This window comes from Vibrio scophthalmi LMG 19158 (genome assembly GCF_000222585.1).
Lineage (GTDB): Bacteria > Pseudomonadota > Gammaproteobacteria > Enterobacterales > Vibrionaceae > Vibrio > Vibrio scophthalmi.
In genome coordinates this window covers 17,010-34,487 of sequence record NZ_AFWE01000170.1, presented here as the reverse complement: position 1 = coordinate 34,487, position 17,478 = coordinate 17,010, and the positions used below count along the sequence as shown (strand labels likewise).

Genomic DNA, 17,478 nt, shown 5'->3' with positions numbered 1-17,478 from the left:
AAAAGATAAAATTTAGGTACTGGTAGTAAAATAGCATTCCCTCTACCATTTACATATTGTCGTATGCTCTTTGTTGCATTCGTTTGTGTGTTGGATAAAATAGCATTTCTTATTAATTATTGTTGAGAGAGTAAGTCATGAGAAAATGCCCTAAGTGTGAATCTACTCGCATAAGTAAAGAAAAATGGCATGAAGCAGTGCCAAATGCATTTCAGATTGGTGGTGATGCAGCTTTGGGTCAAACTGGTGATTTAAAGTGTAACGACTGTGGTTATACATCAACTCCTAGTAGCTTTGACACTAAAGAAATAGAGTAAAAGAAGAGAAAGAGGGGAATTTACTTACATTTCCCCTCATTTTCAGGTTGTGAGGTGTTTGCTATTGGAATTTGACGATTGGGTTTGTCTTGAGGCTGGCGAGGATGATTATGTCATCGAACGCTTCGAGGTCAGAGTGAAAGGGAAAAAGCCGCTTGTGCTTAACAAGCCAAGTTATTCCAAACTCCTATTTGTTACTCAGCAATATCTAAATATCAAATTAGAGCCAGCCAAGCAGTTCATATGTGAATCTGTGCTCGATACACCTGATCCGTTGAGCTTTGATGAATACAGGCGGATGCGTGAAGTCCTTGAAAAGCACCTTGCTAAATAGCGTCATGCCATTTGCTTAATTGACCTAATGTGATGCTCGTCAACTCTTTCCCCATCAGGTCGCTTATCTCGATCTTATAGGCGTTCGCTGGCGCTGTCGCTTTAGCCGATCGCTTTGCTGCGCCTAATCCTTTCATAAAAACAACTTCCTTACTTAACTCGTTTTCTTCTACATCTTTGAAAATGATCTGAAATGAGGCCATAGCTTTACCTTACTCGATTGTTTTAATGCCTATATGATAACGGCGAAAGGTCTAGGACTTTTCGCCGTCATAACTATCACAACACAAACATGGGTGCTTATGGCCGCCACAAACAAAACTAAATCAAGGTGGGGATTCGGAATCCCCACCTTGTTCAGCTACTATCTCGATTCGTAGGCAAGCGTTGCTGAAATCACCGAGTTTCCATCCTTGAAGTGAAGCTCACAAAGTGTGCCCCTCGTCATCCATGTGAAACACAGAATCGTTAAGCAAATAACAATTAAGCCCAGTAGGGCGGTTTTATTTCTTGGCATACACTTGCCTCCTTGATTTGAATCGTAATAGAGGCTAAGATTTGTATTGTCTGGTACATCTCTAAACCTCGTTAGTTTTAAACAACTTTCGGGGTTTTTTGATATTTACCGTCCGCAAAAAATAGGATAATTGCTTTCGGTAAATCACCAAAAGCACCCAACGCCATTCTAGTGCTTTTCTGCTCTACGCTCTATCTTTTTGTTTATTCAACAATTCCATTTGATTATTACCTAATCGCTTTAAGCATTGGGCGTTACCGCTAAAGCGGTCGGGCTTTTCGGCTTCGCCTCGTGTCGATAACTTAACTCAATACGAGCTGGCTAATACCAGGTTCATGCTTCACTTGGCATTAGCCGGCTCTGTTCGTTTAAGTTCCTGACAACACAATCCCTAACGCAACTACGCTATGCGCCTGAAGCGGCGCGCTTCGCTAGAGCATTCCCACTCCTGCGGAGTACTCACAAAGCATTTCACTTTCTTCTGATAAGTGCTTGTAATCGCGGCTTGCCGTCTCATGTGCCATGTCGTTCATCCTATGTCTATGCGTGAGTTGTTCACCCCCGTTCTCGCGTCTTCCTGTAACCATCCTCAAATCAGAACCTTATCTGCAAGGGTATATAAACGCTTCGCGCCCTTGCAGAGAAGAACCATGTTTGAGGAGTGGACAGTCAGGCGACAACGAAGATGAAAACTTACTAAACATAGGAATCACTGCCATGACACACTCAACTGCAATCCACTCAACAATCACTAATCAGCAGCAAGCGACCAAGTTCTCGAACTTGGAGTCGAAGACAACTGCCAAAAATGAAATGGGTAAAAAACGCAAAGCGGCCAAGAAACGTCCCGTAGTTAAAGTGGCAAAAGATATGCACCAAATTGTTACAGATCGCGTGATTGCTGCTTTAGAAAACGGCGTTAAACCTTGGGTGTGTCCTTGGGATAGAACAAATGAATGCTCAATGCTTCCAATGAACTTTAAAACTAAATCGACGTATTCAGGCATTAATATTCTTCTGCTTTGGTCAGAAACGGTCGAGAAAGGTTTTTCAAGTCCTTACTGGTTGACGTTCAAACAAGCGGCTGAATTGGGCGGTAACGTGATCAAAGGCCAGAAAGGAACATCAATTATTTACTATAAAACATGGGAAAAAGAGGACGAGAACGGCGAAAAAGAAGTTATTCCAATGCTAAAAACGTTTGTGGTGTTTAACCTAGATCAAATTGAGAATATCGAAAAGCCAGCCGTTAGCGTAAGTGAAAAGCGCGTTAAAAATGAATTTATAGCACTAGAGCATGTAGAAGCCGCTATTGCTAAAACTAATATCACGATTAATCATTGCGGTGTACGTGCTTTTTATTCGCCAGCGCATGATGAAATTACACTGCCAACGGTAGACCGTTTTAACTCTTCTACTGATTACTATGCGACAGCATGGCATGAGTTAGTACATGCAACAGGCCACAAGAGCCGTTTAGATCGTAATTTGAAAAATAGTTTCGGTTCAAAAGATTATGCGTTCGAGGAATTGGTTGCCGAGTTAGGCGCGGCGTTTTGTTGTGCGGATTTGGGGATTGTGGGGGATGTTCAGCATGAGAGTTATATTGCAGGGTGGTTAGAAAAGTTGAATAGCGACAAGAAATTTATTTTTAAGGCTGCAAGCCTAGCAAGTAAAGCCCATCAATATCTTATCGGTTAATTTGAAACCAGCCTACGGGCTGGTTTTTTTTGCGAGCGAGGCTCATTCTTCGCCTCGCCTCCAAATGAGCCTATCGGCTCAATCGAACTTACCCACATACCAACAATCGGCTGGAAATAGTCCTAAAGGTTTCCAGTTGTCCTCATATTGGTATGTGGATAAGTTCGAGTCGTGCGCTGATTCTTTCCTTGTCATCCGACTATAACCATTAGTAATCGCTGGCCATAAAGTGGAATGATTTAAATTGCATCGAGTATCGTTGAACGTTAAGCGTAATCATATCTTAGCAGGATGAAGGGTGTTTTTTGATGCTGGTATTACCGTGATGTTGGTTTGAATTTGTATTTGTTGGTTGTCAGCTTCTTACTCACTGCGTGAGCGCATTCTGGTATTATTCGCACTGCGAATAATAAGAACAAAAGGGCATTTATTGATTTCATGAAGAACAAATAAGTAGTATAATGATCAAGTACAGAGAAGATGAGCCGTTAGGTCAATCAGTACGGAGATTGTTAAATGAGATTTGATGAAAGAATTATAGAAGTTGTTGATATGGCAGATTTTTACTTTGACCCAGTAAGTAAAATGATCACGAAAGAGTTTCATTGCTCTTATGTGCCTCTTGCAGTGAAAGGGGAGTATTCGACGCCTAACTACACCGAACATGTTTATTTGTTTCTTGAGGCTGCAAACGATAGGCGGTTATTTGAAAATTGCCGTACGTTTGATGATTTGAGAAGTATCAATATTTAAGAGGATGCCGCACTAAAGTGCGGCATATTCACTATGAAGCTAGAATACTATTCAATTGAAAAACTGGATGATCCGGTTTTCAGCGATTTGTTTGAAAAGAGAAAGAAAGATTTAGAAGATGCTGCACACCGTCATGTAAGGCATGTGTTGATTTGTAATCACAAAGGGATTGATTTGTCTCTACCTTGTTTTCTTCAGCCTGACGATCCAGCGTTTGCTATGCCTGATAAAGTCATAGTGGCAAAGACTATTGAATTATTATTAGAGTTAAATCCTGATTGGACGAAAGATAATATTAGTAAAATGCTTGGTATTTCGACAACAGGTAGCAACAGGTTAATTAACTATTGGCTAAAGGCCGATAATGGAAGAGATATAAACAAATCAAATTGGGTCGTTTTGGCGACAAAAGCAGGTTTGATGCAGTTAGTTGTTGCGAAGTGATATTGTGTAGTAGCCCGTTGCGCCAGAACGCAACGGGCAGAAGTTTTTTAGATTAAGAAGTCGTCAAGGTTTTTGTCTGCGAGAGCTGACGGGGTGCGGCCTTGGCCTGTCCAAGTCTTCTCTTGGCCGTTCTCGTCAGTGTAACGATATTTGGCTGGACGTGGTGCACGTTTTGTTTTTTTGGCTGGTTGATTAGATAGGGCATTCATCAAATCGTTTATATCAATGCCGTCTCGCTTCAATGTTTCGGTAATTTCTTTGAGCTTGGCTTCTTTTTCTTCACGTTCGGCCATAAGCTCGATTTCTTCTGTTTGTCGTTCATCGATCACTTTGGTTAATTTTGCTAAAGCATCTTGAAGTTGTTCAAGTGTTAGATCACGAGAAAAGGCACGAAGAGAGCGGATATTTAAAAGGGTGCTTGCTAAATCTGACACAGTTTTATTGTCCTTATTTCGGATGAATTACCGATAATGGGGGAGTGAATGAATTATCAATGTTGTGATAATAATAGTTATCGACATGATCGCAATGTTTTAGATTAATTTGATTGCTTTTTGTTGTGGCTATTAGAGCTTGATTGTAATATTAATCTATTGAAATGATAGGAATAAAAATAATGAAAAAATTTCTTCTGCTCCCGTTGGTTATGTTGGCTTTTAATGCGTCAGCCAAAGATATTAAAGATATGACCAAAGGTGAAGTGAAAGCATATCACTCTGAACTTTATGAAAAAGCCATGAGCGACACAACGCTTGAAAATTGCAAAAAATTTAATCGTTTTCATAGTGCTGCATTAAAGCAGAAAAAACTGGTTCTAATGGATGTTAAAGAGGGGGCTAATTGGGGAACTTCTCGCTTTAAGTGTTCAGAAGACATTGATTACGATTTTTTTGCTGACAAATCCCCTGATTACAAATAAAAAGAGCCCTGAATTATCAGGGCTTTTTTGTGGATGCCAGCTTATTATTGATCTTTCATTTTTTGATTATGCTCTTGTATGCGCTCGATAACATCGCGGTTCGCTCCTGTTGAGTTGCTGCGACCGTTGTTACCTGAACGAATGTTATTGCTGTTATCCCATCCATCGCCGCTACGCTGAGCATTGGCTCTGTCTTGATTCTTTTGTTGTTCTTTATTTCGTCGAGGTACTAAATTCTTTAAGTCTTTGGCCGTCAGGTTTTGTGAAGCAAAACCACCAGAGAGTGAACCCGCCAGATTCGGAATTTGCTTAATAACAAAGAATAATATGGCGCACACTACAGCTATCTGCATACCAACCGATATCGGGTTAAGTTCTGCATTATCAGCCATGTTGTTTGATCTCAAAAATGATTCAATTATTTGTATTGCCATAAATATGACCGCCACACCGAAAAACTGAACTAAGATGTTTTCCAGCACTTTAGCGACCCAACTTTCAAAGAATTTCTTAGTCATAGGGAAGCAGAACGCGACAAAAAATAGTGGTCCAATAATTAGCAATAAGGTAAGCATAAATTTAGTGCCGATGATGATTAGAGCTGAAATGAGCGTTAAGGCTAATATCCCCCCTCCAATCACAATCAGTAATAAAATCCATTGCCACGAAGACGGGCTATAGCCCACTTTATCCCAACAAAAGATAATTTGTTCAATGCCCATTTTTAGAAGCGCGTCTAAGGCTGTAAGAGGGTCTCTATTACCCCCAGTATTTGGTAAAATACTGGGGGCCATACCAGCAGAAAGCGCCTCTACCCCCTCAACAATGTATGTTGTGTAGGTTGGGGCGCTCCACACAAGCCCAAAAATACAGTAAATGATAAAGCAGTGATGGACTAAGTCAGGCATCGGCGCATCAATCTTTCCTTCTATAATTAAATAGCCCTTGAGCATGATGGATATGGTCACAGCGAGTAACATGATCCCCCCGAAGGAGTTAATGATGTTTTTCACACCGTTGATGAGAAAGCTCTGGGTGGCGTTCTCGATGGACATACCGATAAATTGAAAAACTGCAATTTCATCCATGATCAAAACTCCACAGGGGTTAGTCGGTTGCTAAAGTGTCGTGAGTTCGTCATTTTCTTTTGATACTCGGTTTCTTGCTGTCTAAGTATGTCAGCTTCAGCTTGCGCCGTAGCTTGGTACATGGCGAGTTTGGTTTGTTCGTTGATGAGCATGGCTTGTTCTGCTTGGATTCGAGCGTTTAGCTCGGCTATTGCTTTTGGATCACTCGTGCGGTTGATTTCACGCATGAGACTTTCAATTTGTTGGGTGCGCTGGTTGGATTTCTCATAGGCCGCTAATGCAAAGGCTTGATCTTGCGCTGGTTTCACTGCGGTGGCATTACAGATTTGCTTTTCTGTCGCTGTGGCCGTGTCGTTAGCACAAGCATCATAGATTTTGCTGGCGTCACGTAATGCTTTGGCTGAACCCGATAAGCCGTCATAACCGCCTGTTCTAATATCGGAATAAATACGATCCCAATTGGCTGGGAGATATTCTTTAAAGGCTGGGTCATTCAGAATATCCCCAAGATTTCGCGATCCTGTCGAAGAGTTGTAATCCTTTTCAGCTTGCAGGAGCTGGCTTCTCATATTTTCTAATTGCTGCAATATAGTGGCGTATTCTTTGAGTGTCTGGGCGTAGTTCACTAATTGATGTTGCATGGCCGTAGCATCGAGTACAACACTAACAGGAATACCAGCTTGTGATTGCGTCACGCACACAATGGAAAGCGCAACCGCTAAAAGACGTTTTTTCATGTGGGAATTTCCTTACTTATGCAAATTGAAGAAAGGCGAGGGCGGCGAATACGCCCACGAAAGCCGATACCACGACCGAGATAAGCACACAGCTTAAAATGGTGTTCATGCTCATCTTGGGAGGGTTTGAGGTTAATAATTGCTTGTGAGCGCTCACGAGTGCGTTTTTAAGCTCATTCTCGGCAATCTCTGATAGTTCGCCCTTCTTGGCGTTAAAATGCGCGTTAGCGGCGTGTACGTATTGATTAAGCGCTTCACGCCCTTGGGTTAAGTGGGTATCAACAAGGTCTTGAGTGATACCAATACGCATTGTGGTTTCGTCGCGTAACTCTTTGAGTTCTTGATTAAGGAGTAGGACTTCCCCAAGCATTTCACGGAGATAGGCTTCTTTTAAATCTCTGGTGTTGTTTTCTGGCATTAATCATTTCTCGATGGAGTGGATTAGGTTGTGGCAGGTTGTGCATATATCCACAGATGAAAAAAGAGAGCCTTAAAAAAAGCTCTCTTTCGTCTGTGGGTATGTGTACAGCGTGGGGGTGGTTACTGCTGCTGTTCGCTATCCCAAAACACGAATGCTTTCAGTGGTGCGGTTGCCCCAATCGGCATGGTGTCAATTTCAATCTCGACGTTTGGCATCATCGAGTTTTGTTTATTTGGCCAAAGTGTTGCGCGGCCAATCGTTGCGTAACGATTTTTCATTGTTGGCTGATTGTTTTCCCCAAGCTGGTTTGTTGGGTATCGTTCCGCGACAATGCACACGCGGCCTTTATCAATAGGGCGGTTACTCATAATGTTTAATCCTAGTCTGGTTGATTATTTGAATAGATGTTTAAAGGTGGTATCGAGCATTCGCTCAACACCAATAGCGAGGCGTTTCAGCCCTAGCTTAGTGATAAGCTCAGAACGTTGGTGCTTATCTTCGGTGGTTTGAATGAGAGCTTTATAATCGGTTTCATCATTGGCAAGTTCAGCAATAGAAACAAAATCGGATATTTCATTGAGACGATTAAATAGCTCATTCTCATAGATGCAAATTCGCTCTGAAATAACCGCAGAATTTTTGCATTTAAAGATACGGGCAAAATCATGTTGAAAATTCGTATCGTCATCAATGATGTTAAAAATAACTCGGATACGTTCCTTCTCAATGCCCATTTCATCCAAAGCATCAATTGTTGATACCGTGTCGGTAATTTGTTTGTTTTTGAATATTGTCGGTACAATGAAGTAATCAAAGTCGTCTTGGCTACCAATCGATTTTTTCATTTGCTGTAAAAAATCCTCAACATTGGATGCGCCCACGTCGACAATAACGTTGTCGATATCTAGCACTCGTCGAATAATTTCAGTAAAACGTTTGCCTTTGATTTTTTCGTCGTTTGTTCCGTCGCTGTTGATTGATTCAACGGAAATGATCTCACTGTTTTCTAATCGTGGTTTAAGTAAATGTTGTGAGACAATAGATTTTCCCACGTTACCAGAAAAGTTAATTACGCAGATTTTCATTTTAATTCCTTATTAAAAGCCATATTTCTGCATGACTTTTATTTTTAAGTTGGTGACTAATTGCCGTTGGTCATTGGTTGATTTGTTTTTGAAATCTTCGATATTTCCGCCTAAAACTTCGTAACGACCTTCTAAGTCTTTAATGGCAGAAAAGCGCTCTAATATATCGTCGAGGATTTTTTCGTTTTCTTTTTTGTCGTCGCTTCTTGGTGTGAGCTGGTTTGTAGATTTGACGGTGGTCTGTTGGGTTGCGTCTGAAATAGCAGGTTTTGTAATGGTGGTTATTTCAGGGTTTTGTTTTGACGTTGATTTGTGACATTGCTCCTTTCTTATTCGGTACAGTGCATTTCGTAAGTAGTTTTTAGTTATGGCTAAGTCTTTTTGTCGAAAGTAATCAACGAGCATATCCAAGGTTATTCCTTCGCTAATTGCTTCACTAAGGCGATCAAATAGCTTTCTAATAACCTTTGCCTTCGATGATTTTCCTTGTGATTCGATGATTTCTTTCAACTCAGCATCAAGCAGTTCGATGTTGTGTTTCAAAATGGTGATTCCAAGGTGATTTGGTGGTTACTCTATGGTGACGCAGTGGTGATTTGTGGTGATAGCATGGTGACTAACGGTGATTTACTGGTGATTTACTGGTGATTTTATGGTGATCGCGTGGTGATCAATTTCAAACACAGGCACGACGGGGACGTATCACGTTTGTTACTCCGTACCAAACTATACATCCCGTGCCAAAGGGGAAACCCCTTTGAAACCCCAGCCACACCCTGCGCCGAACTCGCCCAAAAATGTGCCATTTTCGCCCCGCCCTAAAGGGGACGCTTTGCGTCTTCTTTGCCTATCTATCCCAACCTTTTGATGGTTGTTTTTGGTCAACGGCTTGCTGCTCTTTTTCTTGAGGATTGTTATTATCTCGATGCTTGCTTTCAGCCTTAGCAATAATGTTTTCACCTTTTTCAAACTCTTGTTTACGCTTAGCAAACTGCTCATTTAACGCTTTGTCTTTAAATGTAATGTCGAGTTTATTTTTCACAGCAACGTCAATAACTTGATCTTTGTATTCTTTCGTCCCTTGAATATCTAAATGCTTACCGTATTTTTCAATGGATAGGCGCAACCCGATTTCAACGGCTTTATCACTGTTGTTTTCAATTTTCACGCTCTTACCACGGTCAGTAACTAATTTATCTTTACCTAAGTAGTAAGTGACGTGGCCTTCTTTGTTGGTTTCATGCGTAATGCTCTCATCAAACTGTTTTGGCGGTAATGGCTTAATGTCTCTTCCGTCTTTATCTTTTGGTTCAATTGTTTTTTCTGGACTCGGCTGTTGACGAAGTTTATTTGTTGTTTCTATGTCAGGTTTGTTAGATCTTTCCGCATCCATTTCAGAGATGGTTTTACGCTGCGTTTGCATATATTTGTTTTTATATTCAAGCGTGCGCTGTTTGTCTTTTTCTTGAGTGTTATAAATGGCTTTTAATGCCTCGGTGATTTCTTTTGGTTTTAATTGGTGTGTTTCTTTTATTAATTGAGTGACAGGCAATTGCTTTTCGCTATATTGTATTCTATCACCTTTATCTGTTTTGGTAATGGATTGTGCGTTAATTCCTAATTCTTTTAGTTTAGGGTAGTGAATTAATAATCGGCTGGCTTCTAAGTTTTTATCTAATATCGATGAGAGAGTTTGCTTTCGTTCAGGTTTGTTGTTTTCTATGACAGTTTTTTCCATAATTAAGGATTCTTTATGATGTTGATAATCATGTTTACTTTGACTAAAGGCTTTTTCTAAGGCTTTTGCTTGATCTTTAAATGGGTTTTCTTTTATACCAAGATCGACCGCTTGAACCCCTAAAGCTTCCGCTTTAGCTTCGGATTGCATGAGCACTTCAATGCTTTCTTTTCCGTTACTGTCACGGTACTGCTGATGTTGTGCTATTGCTGATTTAACATCGATATGAAATTGTTTGTTTGCCTGTTGTTCAGGTGTCATTTCTAACTTTGTTACACTCCATTTGTTGCGAATGGCTTCAATTTCATTACGTTTAATTGTGCCATCGGGTTGCTCTTCTTTCGCGGTAACTATCACGTCCTCTTGGCCATCTTGAGACAGCTTAACCATGTCGCCGTCTTTGATGTTGCGTTCTCGCATCACGCTTTCTAATCCTTTACCCCATATGGCCTTGGTTTGGCCGTTATGTTCAAGCGTGACGTAGTAGCTTTGATCTTGTTTTGGGTTGTGCTGATAATGGGCTTTACCATGGGCAACAACCGTTCCTATTTCTTCTCTCATATCGTTATGTTCCTTTATTGGGTTTGAATAATGTTTCAATGCGTCGCGTGTTTCTCTGCTTGCTTGTCTAAACTGCATATCAAAAATGACTTTATTCATTTGGGCGATAGAGAGAGCGACTTGTTTATCTTCTTTAGAAAGCGAGCTGTCGGCGCGTATGGCCTTTTTCTCTATTCGGTATTGTGCGATGTACTCTTGTCGGGTTTCTCGCTCAATCTGAAGCTGTGAGCGCCATGCTGCGCGGATTAAATTCGGTTCAGCTTGATTTTGAATTGCGGTTTTTGGAACAATGCCTTTTTGATGTAGATATTGATCTTCAAGGTATTGTTTTGCCTCTTTCCATGAGAGGTGCATTTCTTTTGTTAGAAAGTCACTGACGTTGTTGTTACGGTTGCCGCACACAATGCGCGGGCTACCATCTTGCGCATAAGTGATAGGGTATTTATCGATCACCACACCATGAGTTCGAGCTAATGCGGCCAGTAACTTGTTAGGGTCGATTGTTTTTTTTATTAGGCTGACTTCTGGCAAAATACGTTGCTGATAGTCATACATTATTTGATCTAGTGTGTTGCTTGCTTCTCGTTTGGAGAGAGCAGGGCTTTGATTTCCTGCGTGTCGTTTGAGATGGGCAATAGCAGCTCTTGCAGCTCGTCGATTAACGAAATTTCGCCCTCCTGATTCAATACCCCCACGATTTCGTTGAGCATCATGCAAATCTCGCCCTGCTGTTCGCAAAGTTTCTCGACTGTTTTCGAGAGAGCGTCCAATTGATTCAATACTTGGTTTTGGAATGTCTCGTTGTCCATGCTGTTCATTTCTCTTTTGGGTTAAAAATTCAAGTTTCTGCTCTGGCGTAAGTGCTTTGTATTTATCTCGATTTCGACGATGAACATAGCGCAATTCATAACATCGAGTATCATTCCAGTGCTCTAAGTCTTGATGGTGTTTTTGACTTGCTTGATAACGGCTGTCACCTTCTTGCCAGTACGCTGAATCATCACGATTTAGGTATTGGTGTTTGTCGTTTTTTGTCATCGAAACGAAGGGGGAAAGGAATACCGGTTCTTTTAAATTGACGCCTTTCTTTTCTCCATGTGGTTTGATATTGAGGTATTCCCCTTCTTTGTCTTGATTGCGTCTTGTGACCACAAAACCTATTTCTTCGAGCTTTTCAGCAAAGTGCGCTTGTGTGGTGATATCTTCTTTCAACAACACCTCTAATGCGGTCGTTTTGATTTCGCGGTTCAAAGTCGGAAAGAGATCGCCTTTGTGTCGGCTAATCAATGCACTTCCATCGACTAGTTCGGTACGTACGTGTTGCTTTGGACTGGCTAACCCATATTTTTCGTTGGTGATTTCTTGAAAGGCATCGATGTATTTTTGGTTGTTGATTACGCGGCCAAATGGGTCTAGGCGTTTGTTTGTTATGAGATTCGATTCCGAAATAGCTATGTGGATATGTGGCTTTCTTTCAATCAACTGACCCGTTGAACGGTCTGTTAGCGTTTTTATTTTTGGTAAGTGCGCTTCTGCGAAAAATGCGTATTCGTCTTCGTGATACGCTTTCATTGCAAATGACTTAAAATCTTCACTTATGGCTTTTAGGGTTTCGGGGGCAACGTGATCTTCTTTGAATGACAATGTGATGTGTAGGTAGCGCTCTCCTTTTGATTCCATAACGCTGTAGATGGATTTAGTGGTATCGAGATCACCATCAAGGATCACTCTTTCATCTAACTCATTACGGGAATAATCACGACCGTTTTTGATTCCATCTTCGAGATATTCCTGTAATCCGTCCTTACCGCCATTAACCCTAATCAACATTGTTAAGCTCTTTTCTCAGCATGTTGCGAACACCTATCAAGGTCGAGAGTAACTGTACAAATATTTTATTTGTCAGTGTTCCTTTTAGGTTGTGGCTGTTTGCTTGGTGGGCGATTTGGTTTAGGTTGTTAGACGCTTTATTAAAGAGCATCAATAGTCGCTTTTTATCGACACTGGCTTTGGGCTCTCTGGCCACAATGAAATATTCATCGTTGAGAATACGTTCACGGAGCAAGTCGGATTCTGTGGTGTTCGCTTCTTTCACTTTTTTTAGAAAGGTTTGTTTCTCTGTTTCTGTGACTCGAAAATGAATCCAATGGTTTTTGTGTTCTTTGTTCATTGGCATGAAAAAGCCGCATTGCTGCGGCTTTACCTTTAGTGATTACGTCTGCGTTACTAACTCAAGTAACTCTGATTTAATGGCAATTTCAAAGCCGCTGATATTGTCGGGTAATCCATCTCGACAAAAGTGTGCCTTGAAGGGAACCACATCCAGTGGCTCAATGGTTGTCACCAATTGAACCACTTGGGTGTCATCATCAAAGATAAGGTTTAGCGGATTAATGACTTTGAATAGACCAGGATACTCATGGTCTATTAGTCGAACTCGATCACCTTGTGTTAGCTGGTTTGGTTTGCTCATAGAAGCGCTTTCCTTAACGTTGGTAATAGAATTTCTCGCCGTACCTTTGGCCGTCCATAAAGGTTTCAGCAAAGTACCATGTGTCGATACATCCTATAGGTTCCCATATCAACTCGTGGTCTTGACCGCCTGAATTTACGTAACGCACACACTCTCGCCCATCAATAAATGAACCGTTATTCATTCTCGCGGCTGGCTGCTCTCGTGAGGTCATCGTTGAACCTTGGATTGGTGCATCTTTTAAGAGGCAGCTTGCAAAGTCTGGTAGTGGTGGTTTGAATTTTTTAAGGCGATCTTTAAAGGCACTTTTCGCATCACCGCAACCGCTAGGGAAGCCTTGAGGCAAACAAAGCCAGATCCCACAATCTGCGTCACTGGCAAGGCTTGGAAAAGAAAAGCTCATACATACTGCTAAGGTGAGTAGGTGTTTTTTCATAAGTGAGATCTCTTAAAAAATAAACTTAATGGTGACGGCGTTTGTATCGTCGCTATTAAGAACGGGTTTGAGTACGGCTGGTGATATGCCGCTTGTACCGAGTGCTTGCATAACTTCGTACACGGCGACACCATTTGCGCTAATGATTTCGATTTGTTTGTACATGCTGTGCTTAGCAAGGTAGACCAATTCGTTTAACTGCTTTTGAGATAGGTCGGTTTTGTCGTCTTCTACTTCAAAAGAAAATGCCCGTACATTGACGGGCATTGATTGGGTCTGGCTCTTGGCTTTGAATGGCTTGAAGAGATAGCTAATGGAGGTCACAACAGAATGACTGTCATATGATCCACTATCACCAATGTTGCCTATAAATTGATAGCCCAATGCTGCGCGAAAGTGTGGGGTGAAATAATACCCCATACCAATCTCAGCAATCGGGGATACCCCGTATTGTGAATCGGTCTGTTTTAGGTGTTCTTTGTCTGATTGCCAGTAAGCAACACCGAGCTTGCCGTAGCCGTAGATCTGTTCGTTTAACAGATATTGATAACCGAGTTTGCTCTCAATGAATTGGCTCTCTATTGAGTAATCTTTGGTATCGAGGGCGCCATGATATTGATAGCCTAAATCGATGCTGAATGAATCGCTTAGCATTAACTCCCCTGATAGCCCCACGAAACCACCGTCAGGTGATCCATTATCAAAAGTCATATCACTGGCAAACTGATAACCCCCTTTAAGGGTTAGCGTTGGGTTAACGTCTGCAAATGTTGGCAATGAAATAAGAAGACAGCTTGCGATTAAAGATAGTTTTTTCATTATTTTTGCTCCACGTCTGGTAGGCATACATCAAAAACATCGATTTCCACGCGGCGGTTTTGTGCGCGGCCTTCTGCTGTCCAGTTACGGCCAACATAGTCCGTTGAGGGTAGGTAACTAATGTAAATCATATCGGCTTCAGTTCCGTATTTAACCAATTGATCGCGAACGCTGGCCGCACGTTCTTTTGCTACGCGCTTTTCAATCAAAGTCGGCTCTGTTCCATCGGTACGACCGTGGATCTCAACTCGACATGCTTTTTCAGCCGCAAGCAGTACCGGAATGACTTTTTCTAGTGGCGTGTGAGTGCCATTAAATGGGTAATGAATAACAAAGCGCTCTGATTGCTCTTGAATTGGTGCAGGTGGTGGCGGTGGGATGCTCAATGCGTCTAGCTTACTGTTTGTGATACTTAGTTGAGCATTGACGAGTGTCAGCATGGCCACTTCTTGCGATGTGTCTGATGGTGTATGAATGGGTTCAGGGTTGATCAGCACATTGTTGCCATTAATTTCTGGCGGCGTTGGTGCTGATGAACAAGCGGTAATTAATAGGGCAGAAACGCCAGTAACTAGATGTTTATACATAATATTTCCTTAATAAAGGCAAGTGTATTAATATCGGTGGTTTTTTAACCTGTTCCGAGTTTTATTGAATGACATTGAAAGAATGCCGAGAGTGTAAAGAGTTGATGTTGTCTAATGCAGATGTTTGCTCTCACTGTGGAGCTACAAATTACAAAGAGAAGTTCAAGCTAGGCGTGATGTTGGTGCTTGGCTTTGTTTTTGTGTTGGGCTTATTTCTATTAACAGAAGCGCAATAGAGGTTGCTAAATGAGTAAGAACACAAAGGGTGAAGTTTTTGTTGGGCGATTACTCGTTGCTCTTGCTGTTGTGGCTTTAGTGGTAATTGTTGGGTACAAATTAGCGATATAAGAAAGCCCTGAATATCAGGGCTTTTCGTTACTGTGCTACTTGGCTTCACCAAGTTTCTTTATCTTCTTGATTTCTTTACCTACCTTGCCTTTGTCGTATTGGTAGCGTGTTTCACACACGCTACATTTAAAGGCTTTGCCTTTCTTACCTTCATATTCAAGCGCAAATCCAGCACAATCCTTTTTCGGACATTTTGGCAGTGTTGATTGAGGTAGCTTAAAGACGAGTTTTTCAGATTTAAAATCATCAACGTAACCTGTAACAGTCTTTTCAATCACCGCCATGAATTTTTCAAGGCTACATTCACCGCTTTCTACAACATCAAGCTGTTGCTCCCAAATGGCAGTCATGGCAGGGTCACGCAATTTGTTAGGTAATCCTAAAATGAGCATTTGGCCAAGAGGCGTACTGACGATGTTTTTTCCTTTGGTTTCGAGGTAGCCACGCTCTTTAAGCGTTTCAATCATGCCAGCGCGAGTGGCTTCCGTTCCAAGTCCGGCTGTCTCTTTGAGCTTGGCTTTAAGCGCTGGGTCGGTCACTTCTTTAGCAATGTTGCACATTGCGTTGAGTAGTGTTCCTTCGGTGTAAGGCTTTGGTGGAGTGGTCTTCTTCTCTAAAAGCTCTGCTTTAGAAACGGCAATCTCTTGGCCTTCACCAAGGACAGGTAGGGATTGGTCGTCTTTGTCGCTCTCTTTGTTTTTACCAAGAACGACACGCCAGCCTTTCTCAATTTCAACCGTCCCCGTGGTTTTAAAGTCGTGCTCACCTACTCTTAATTCAATGACAGTTTTGTCGTCTTCGGCTACAGGGAAAAATTGAGCAAGGTAACGGCTGGCAATGGCATGAAATAGATTTAACTCTTCATCATCCAGTGCATCCAAATCAGGGGCGCGAGTCGTTGGAATGATAGCGGTGTGCGCTTTACCTTCTAGCTTTTTATCGTTCCAACATGGGCTAACAAGAGAGGTGTCCGCGTCGGTCGCCCATTGCGCCAGCTCTTTATTATTCACCCCTTCTAAGTTACCTAGAATCAATTCGATTTCATCACGCTTTAGCGTGGTGAGATATTGTTGGTCGGTACGTGGGTAAGAGACAATTTTGTGCTTCTCATAGAGTCGCTGCACAATATCAAGGGTTTGTTTGGCGCCATAACCATATTGGCTAGACATGGCTTCTTGCAGTGTTTTCAGTGAAAACGGTAACGGTGGTTGAGATTTGGCGCGTTTGGTTTCGCAAGTGGTCACAATCGCTTGTTCATTACTGACGAGATTGACTACGGTTTGAGCCTGTTCTTTATCGATACAGCGTTTATCTTCACCACCGAACTGCTCTGTGACTTGCCATTTCGCTTTGAAAGGTATTCCGTCATGCTCAAAGTGTGCATCGATATCAAAGAACGGTACGGATTTGAAATTGGCAATTTCTAAATCTCGCTTAACCACTAATTGACAAGTAGGTGTTTGAACGCGGCCAAAGGAAAACACGCTTGGGTGTCCTTGTCGCTTGCCGAGCAGCGTACAAACACGTGAGATATTCATACCTATGAGCCAATCGGCGCGAGAGCGACATTTTGCGGCATCTGACATTGCCATGTGCTGACTGTTTGGCTCGATACCTTCTAGGGCGATTTCAACCGCTTTAGGGTTTAAATCGTTGATGAGAACACGAAGTGCATTATCCCACTTTTTTTGGGGGATTTTAGCGAACTCAAGTATCTCATTGACTAGATACGCCCCTTCGCGATCAGGGTCGCCAGCGTTAACGATAACGTCTGATTTTCCAATCCATTCTAAGACGATTTCAAGCTGGTCTTGAGTTTCTTCTTTTGCCACGTAGCCCCATTCTTTCGGGATAATTGGCAGGGTATCGAATGACCACGACTTTAACGCTTCGTCGTAGTGCTCAGGCTCGGCCTGTTCGAGTAAGTGACCAATACACCAAGTGACAATGTCACCGTTAACGCACTCGATGTAGCCTTTGTGTGATTTTTTAATGCCGATAGTTTCCGCGATGGCACGTCCTAATGATGGCTTTTCTGCAATGAATAAGCGCATAATAATCATCCTATTAATGTTTTAGTTAAAGTAATGTTTAGAAAGAAATCTAAGTGTCAAATGTGCGGTTCTTCTCAGGCTAAATTTGAGGATTATTGTGTTTCATGTGGTGAAAAGAACGAACACGACGAATATGAAGATTTGGAA

At 41.8% G+C, this 17,478-nt stretch carries 23 protein-coding genes; 7 read left to right on the top strand and 16 right to left on the bottom strand.

The window, feature by feature from the left end; all coding sequences use genetic code 11:
* Positions 1 to 137 precede the first annotated feature (137 nt).
* Positions 138 to 317: a hypothetical protein gene (locus RH88_RS13260; RefSeq protein WP_005596812.1), complete on the top strand. Its 180-nt coding sequence runs from the start codon at positions 138 to 140 to the stop codon at positions 315 to 317.
* Positions 318 to 381: 64 nt separating this feature from the next.
* On the top strand, positions 382 to 651 hold the full coding sequence (locus RH88_RS13255) for a hypothetical protein (protein WP_005596810.1): 270 nt from the start codon (positions 382 to 384) through the stop codon (positions 649 to 651).
* Here the strand turns inward: RH88_RS13255 and RH88_RS13250 are convergent.
* Both RH88_RS13250 and RH88_RS23010 read right to left on the bottom strand, forming a co-directional pair.
* Positions 644 to 853, bottom strand: a complete 210-nt coding sequence (locus RH88_RS13250) for a hypothetical protein (protein ID WP_005596808.1) — start codon at positions 851 to 853, stop codon at positions 644 to 646. The genes RH88_RS13255 and RH88_RS13250 overlap by 8 nt on opposite strands.
* Positions 854 to 1,014: 161 nt before the next feature.
* Positions 1,015 to 1,167, bottom strand: coding sequence for a Hok/Gef family protein (locus tag RH88_RS23010; protein ID WP_005592687.1), 153 nt, complete (start codon positions 1,165 to 1,167; stop codon positions 1,015 to 1,017).
* Positions 1,168 to 1,884: 717 nt separating this feature from the next.
* Here RH88_RS23010 and RH88_RS13245 point away from each other — a divergent pair.
* The 3 genes from RH88_RS13245 (at position 1,885) to RH88_RS13235 (ending at position 4,065) form a co-directional block, all read left to right on the top strand.
* On the top strand, positions 1,885 to 2,868 hold the full coding sequence (locus tag RH88_RS13245; protein ID WP_005596806.1) for an ArdC family protein: 984 nt from the start codon (positions 1,885 to 1,887) through the stop codon (positions 2,866 to 2,868).
* Between the two features lie 516 nt (positions 2,869 to 3,384).
* On the top strand, positions 3,385 to 3,621 hold the full coding sequence (locus tag RH88_RS13240) for a hypothetical protein (RefSeq protein WP_005596804.1): 237 nt from the start codon (positions 3,385 to 3,387) through the stop codon (positions 3,619 to 3,621).
* Positions 3,622 to 3,654: 33 nt separating this feature from the next.
* Entirely contained in the window at positions 3,655 to 4,065 is a 411-nt protein-coding gene (locus RH88_RS13235) for a hypothetical protein (protein ID WP_005596801.1), read from the top strand.
* A 47-nt stretch (positions 4,066 to 4,112) separates the two neighbouring features.
* Here the strand turns inward: RH88_RS13235 and RH88_RS13230 are convergent, their stop codons facing one another.
* The gene (locus tag RH88_RS13230; RefSeq protein ID WP_005596800.1) at positions 4,113 to 4,499 is read right to left on the bottom strand and encodes an H-NS family histone-like protein; all 387 of its coding nucleotides are present in this window, start codon (positions 4,497 to 4,499) and stop codon (positions 4,113 to 4,115) included.
* Positions 4,500 to 4,681: 182 nt separating this feature from the next.
* Between RH88_RS13230 and RH88_RS13225 the strand changes: the two genes are divergently transcribed.
* Positions 4,682 to 4,984, top strand: a complete 303-nt coding sequence (locus tag RH88_RS13225) for a hypothetical protein (RefSeq protein ID WP_005596798.1) — start codon at positions 4,682 to 4,684, stop codon at positions 4,982 to 4,984.
* 44 nt (positions 4,985 to 5,028) lie between these two features.
* Here the strand turns inward: RH88_RS13225 and RH88_RS13220 are convergent, their stop codons facing one another.
* The 12 genes from RH88_RS13220 to RH88_RS13165 form a co-directional block, all read right to left on the bottom strand.
* Positions 5,029 to 6,072, bottom strand: coding sequence for a TrbL/VirB6 family protein (locus tag RH88_RS13220; RefSeq protein ID WP_005596796.1), 1,044 nt, complete (start codon positions 6,070 to 6,072; stop codon positions 5,029 to 5,031).
* Between the two features lie 2 nt (positions 6,073 to 6,074).
* The gene (gene virB5 / locus RH88_RS13215) at positions 6,075 to 6,809 is read right to left on the bottom strand and encodes a P-type DNA transfer protein VirB5 (protein ID WP_005596794.1); all 735 of its coding nucleotides are present in this window, start codon (positions 6,807 to 6,809) and stop codon (positions 6,075 to 6,077) included.
* Positions 6,810 to 6,825: 16 nt separating this feature from the next.
* Positions 6,826 to 7,227, bottom strand: coding sequence for a hypothetical protein (locus tag RH88_RS13210; RefSeq protein WP_005596792.1), 402 nt, complete (start codon positions 7,225 to 7,227; stop codon positions 6,826 to 6,828).
* A 122-nt stretch (positions 7,228 to 7,349) separates the two neighbouring features.
* Entirely contained in the window at positions 7,350 to 7,598 is a 249-nt protein-coding gene (locus RH88_RS13205) for a hypothetical protein (protein WP_005596790.1), read from the bottom strand.
* 24 nt (positions 7,599 to 7,622) lie between these two features.
* Complete coding sequence (gene stbB / locus RH88_RS13200; RefSeq protein WP_005596789.1) at positions 7,623 to 8,315, bottom strand: StbB family protein; 693 nt, start codon at positions 8,313 to 8,315, stop codon at positions 7,623 to 7,625.
* Between the two features lie 12 nt (positions 8,316 to 8,327).
* Positions 8,328 to 8,858 (bottom strand): hypothetical protein, encoded by a 531-nt coding sequence (locus tag RH88_RS13195; RefSeq protein WP_005596788.1) that lies wholly within the window; start codon positions 8,856 to 8,858, stop codon positions 8,328 to 8,330.
* A gap of 304 nt (positions 8,859 to 9,162) precedes the next feature.
* Complete coding sequence (locus RH88_RS13190) at positions 9,163 to 11,832, bottom strand: LPD7 domain-containing protein (protein WP_241212193.1); 2,670 nt, start codon at positions 11,830 to 11,832, stop codon at positions 9,163 to 9,165.
* Between the two features lie 601 nt (positions 11,833 to 12,433).
* A complete protein-coding gene (locus RH88_RS13185; RefSeq protein ID WP_005596782.1) occupies positions 12,434 to 12,790 on the bottom strand; it encodes a plasmid mobilization protein in 357 nt (118 codons plus the stop codon).
* 36 nt (positions 12,791 to 12,826) lie between these two features.
* Positions 12,827 to 13,087, bottom strand: a complete 261-nt coding sequence (locus RH88_RS13180) for a hypothetical protein (RefSeq protein WP_005596780.1) — start codon at positions 13,085 to 13,087, stop codon at positions 12,827 to 12,829.
* A 13-nt stretch (positions 13,088 to 13,100) separates the two neighbouring features.
* Entirely contained in the window at positions 13,101 to 13,523 is a 423-nt protein-coding gene (locus RH88_RS13175; protein WP_005596778.1) for a hypothetical protein, read from the bottom strand.
* A gap of 12 nt (positions 13,524 to 13,535) precedes the next feature.
* Complete coding sequence (locus RH88_RS13170) at positions 13,536 to 14,342, bottom strand: porin family protein (RefSeq protein ID WP_005596776.1); 807 nt, start codon at positions 14,340 to 14,342, stop codon at positions 13,536 to 13,538.
* Positions 14,342 to 14,929, bottom strand: coding sequence for an OmpA family protein (locus RH88_RS13165; protein WP_005596774.1), 588 nt, complete (start codon positions 14,927 to 14,929; stop codon positions 14,342 to 14,344). The genes RH88_RS13170 and RH88_RS13165 overlap by 1 nt, the downstream gene beginning before the upstream one ends.
* 68 nt (positions 14,930 to 14,997) lie before the next feature.
* Here RH88_RS13165 and RH88_RS23610 point away from each other — a divergent pair, with 68 nt between their 5' ends.
* Complete coding sequence (locus RH88_RS23610; RefSeq protein WP_005596772.1) at positions 14,998 to 15,165, top strand: hypothetical protein; 168 nt, start codon at positions 14,998 to 15,000, stop codon at positions 15,163 to 15,165.
* Positions 15,166 to 15,312: 147 nt separating this feature from the next.
* Here the strand turns inward: RH88_RS23610 and RH88_RS13160 are convergent, their stop codons facing one another.
* Positions 15,313 to 17,331, bottom strand: a complete 2,019-nt coding sequence (locus RH88_RS13160; RefSeq protein WP_005596770.1) for a DNA topoisomerase III — start codon at positions 17,329 to 17,331, stop codon at positions 15,313 to 15,315.
* Between the last annotated feature and the right edge of the window lie 147 nt (positions 17,332 to 17,478).

Coding starts and splice junctions, on each gene's coding strand:
- RH88_RS13260 (WP_005596812.1), top strand. CDS start 138: ATGAGAAAATGCCCTAAGTGTGAATCTACTCGCATAAGTAAAGAAAAA.
- RH88_RS13250 (WP_005596808.1), bottom strand. CDS start 853: ATGGCCTCATTTCAGATCATTTTCAAAGATGTAGAAGAAAACGAGTTA.
- RH88_RS23010 (WP_005592687.1), bottom strand. CDS start 1,167: ATGCCAAGAAATAAAACCGCCCTACTGGGCTTAATTGTTATTTGCTTA.
- RH88_RS13245 (WP_005596806.1), top strand. CDS start 1,885: ATGACACACTCAACTGCAATCCACTCAACAATCACTAATCAGCAGCAA.
- RH88_RS13240 (WP_005596804.1), top strand. CDS start 3,385: ATGAGATTTGATGAAAGAATTATAGAAGTTGTTGATATGGCAGATTTT.
- RH88_RS13235 (WP_005596801.1), top strand. CDS start 3,655: ATGAAGCTAGAATACTATTCAATTGAAAAACTGGATGATCCGGTTTTC.
- RH88_RS13225 (WP_005596798.1), top strand. CDS start 4,682: ATGAAAAAATTTCTTCTGCTCCCGTTGGTTATGTTGGCTTTTAATGCG.
- RH88_RS13220 (WP_005596796.1), bottom strand. CDS start 6,072: ATGGATGAAATTGCAGTTTTTCAATTTATCGGTATGTCCATCGAGAAC.
- virB5 (WP_005596794.1), bottom strand. CDS start 6,809: ATGAAAAAACGTCTTTTAGCGGTTGCGCTTTCCATTGTGTGCGTGACG.
- RH88_RS13210 (WP_005596792.1), bottom strand. CDS start 7,227: ATGCCAGAAAACAACACCAGAGATTTAAAAGAAGCCTATCTCCGTGAA.
- RH88_RS13205 (WP_005596790.1), bottom strand. CDS start 7,598: ATGAGTAACCGCCCTATTGATAAAGGCCGCGTGTGCATTGTCGCGGAA.
- stbB (WP_005596789.1), bottom strand. CDS start 8,315: ATGAAAATCTGCGTAATTAACTTTTCTGGTAACGTGGGAAAATCTATT.
- RH88_RS13185 (WP_005596782.1), bottom strand. CDS start 12,790: ATGCCAATGAACAAAGAACACAAAAACCATTGGATTCATTTTCGAGTC.
- RH88_RS13180 (WP_005596780.1), bottom strand. CDS start 13,087: ATGAGCAAACCAAACCAGCTAACACAAGGTGATCGAGTTCGACTAATA.
- RH88_RS13175 (WP_005596778.1), bottom strand. CDS start 13,523: ATGAAAAAACACCTACTCACCTTAGCAGTATGTATGAGCTTTTCTTTT.
- RH88_RS13170 (WP_005596776.1), bottom strand. CDS start 14,342: ATGAAAAAACTATCTTTAATCGCAAGCTGTCTTCTTATTTCATTGCCA.
- RH88_RS13165 (WP_005596774.1), bottom strand. CDS start 14,929: ATGTATAAACATCTAGTTACTGGCGTTTCTGCCCTATTAATTACCGCT.
- RH88_RS23610 (WP_005596772.1), top strand. CDS start 14,998: ATGACATTGAAAGAATGCCGAGAGTGTAAAGAGTTGATGTTGTCTAAT.
- RH88_RS13160 (WP_005596770.1), bottom strand. CDS start 17,331: ATGCGCTTATTCATTGCAGAAAAGCCATCATTAGGACGTGCCATCGCG.